General features: G+C 51.6%; 3 protein-coding genes. 1 reads left to right on the top strand and 2 read right to left on the bottom strand.

Annotated features, from left to right (window positions below; genetic code table 11):
* The coding region (locus GOV45_RS23130) for a hypothetical protein (RefSeq protein ID WP_217362478.1) at positions 1-392 on the bottom strand (392 nt) is incomplete at its 3' end.
* Between the two features lie 177 nt (positions 393-569).
* On the opposite strand from GOV45_RS23130, the gene GOV45_RS23125 reads away from it, so the two are divergent.
* The gene (locus GOV45_RS23125; RefSeq protein ID WP_170482886.1) at positions 570-1,328 is read left to right on the top strand and encodes a hypothetical protein; all 759 of its coding nucleotides are present in this window, start codon (positions 570-572) and stop codon (positions 1,326-1,328) included.
* Here the strand turns inward: GOV45_RS23125 and GOV45_RS23120 are convergent.
* Positions 1,329-2,138: metallophosphoesterase family protein (locus GOV45_RS23120; protein WP_170482883.1), on the bottom strand; the 810-nt coding region annotated here is incomplete at its 5' end.

The following is a 2,138-nucleotide window of genomic DNA, read 5'->3' as shown; positions in this document are numbered from 1 at the left end:
ATTGATCGATCAGTTTCCTGAAGCACCAAAACAGACCCATCTTTTCGCGATGCGACGCCCTCCAGATCTGATCCCGCCAATGATGGAAGCTTGATAGAGTTTCCTAATGCCCCGTCGACTCCAAGTAGGTGCAGTCTAGGTTCAGCGTCGCTTACTGACCACAAGAAGCCTTCGGCGTTGGACAGAGACAATCCGGAAGGCTCCGAGAAGCCTTCCGATTTGTCCGCCACCTTGAATGAGTCGATGAGAGTCAAACCGGGACTATCGGCGTGGGCGAGCTCGATCCATGCCAGAAATGCAACAGTAGCGCTTGCAAAAGAAGCCAGTGTTCCAAGCTTGGGGAAGCACCGTGAAAACCCAAGTTCCGACCGAAGCAGCTTGTGTTCTGACATTGGATTTTCTCGCGCTTGGACCACATCCCTGTATCAGCGTTCGTATCACAGTCCGGATGCGATGTCCGAAGAATGCATGGTAATCTCTTTACCTGATCCCGCCTGTTGCGATTGAATTGGACAAGATGTGCCTTTGGCGGAACGCAATCTGCTAGAGTAAGCAGGAAGGAAGTTAAGTTGAACAAGACTTTCCCACTTATGGCAGGGTTATTGATGGTGCTGTTGCCAAGTGCTGCGTTGTCACAAATCGACCCCGCGACCATGTTGGCCGGTACCTCGGAGTCGGAAATCCTTATCGAACGACGTTGGACGCAGTTTCGTGGTAAACAGGAACTGTATTTTTTTACTCTCGACGTCATCGTCACTGTCATTTTGACTGGACTGATCGTTTATCACCCTGTGAGGCGAAGAGCCCGCAGGAGTGTCCGCGATATCGTCATGCCGCGACTGTTCTTCCTTTACGCGCTTGTCGGCATGGCGGTTGGGTTTCTGGTTGTACAGCACGGATCAATGATCGGGTTCGTGATCTTTGGAATAGGAGCCCTGTTGAGGTTCCGATCAAATATGGATGACCCGGTCGACACGGTGGAAATGATTATAGTGACCGTGCTTGGGCTGGCGGTAGGGCTGGGCTTGCCCTTGATGGCCACATTGGTGGCGGTTGTGTGTTGGTGTTTCATTTGGCTCGGTGGGCGAAACAAGGGCGTGGAAATTTCGCTCAAGGCTTCAGACGAAGAGCAATCATTGAAAGTCAGCGGAGCCATTGAAGCCATGGCCGCAGACGCTGGCTGGAAGCTGGTCAGAAGACACCACGTTCCCGGCAAATCTCGCGTTTCATTGCTTTTCATTACCTCGGGCGGACTTTCGGAAGCTCGGATCGAAGAGATGATAAACGATCTGGTCCCTGAAAAAGTTGAACTGAAACTCAACCTCTAGTCATTTCACAAGGTCTAAACGTTTCAAAACCGCATTCGGGGATCTGATCTCTTTCGGAAGCGACTTGAAATTTACCGACTTTTCGAAATCAGGCCCTCGATATACTGCTATCCCAAACTCTCCATTTGGTTGGAACGTAACATGAGTGAAGCTGTGAGGTGATTTGGCATTGTCACCAATAAGCCGTCGCGGGCCACCTCCCAAACAAGCTTGGGAAACATAAGCCACACCGTCTTTCCAGCCTGGGTAGAAAGCATGATGGTGGCCTGACAGATGCAGAACGACCCCGCTTTCCAGATAGATTTTTTCAAGTGTTGGGTCACCGATGATTTCGCGTTCGCGCTGGATCGCGAAGGGCCAAAGTGGGAGGTGACTGAAAGTGACAATCGGGTCTCCATTTGCACCCAGTTCCACAAGTCGGTCCTGCTGATCGCCAGATAGCGGCCCTAGGGTCGTAGCATCCAAAGACGCAAACGTTACGCCCTGCATCTCAAACGCGTAGAAAAACGGATAGTCATCCGAAACCAGGAAGTCGACGTCTGGCTTTCTCGGTGTCCATTCCTCTGCGTATATTTTTCTTTCACGCTCGAACCCTCGGTAGGCGGAGGCATCATGGTTTCCAGGCGTGACCGCAAATGGAATTCCGGCAGCCGCTAAAGGATCTGATACGGCCTTGTGAAACGCCTTCCACATCTCCCTGACCTGTTTGTCTGACAAATTGGGAATTCGTTGTCCCGCGACCATATCGCCCGTCGAAATCACCAGATCGGGATCAATCTCGATTATCCGCTTAATCGCCTTGCCGACGCG

The organism is Ruegeria arenilitoris, assembly GCF_013035425.1.
Classification (GTDB): Bacteria; Pseudomonadota; Alphaproteobacteria; order Rhodobacterales; family Rhodobacteraceae; genus Ruegeria; species Ruegeria arenilitoris_A.
The sequence above is the reverse complement of the archived record's forward strand: the minus strand, read 5'-3'. Positions and strand labels throughout refer to the sequence as shown.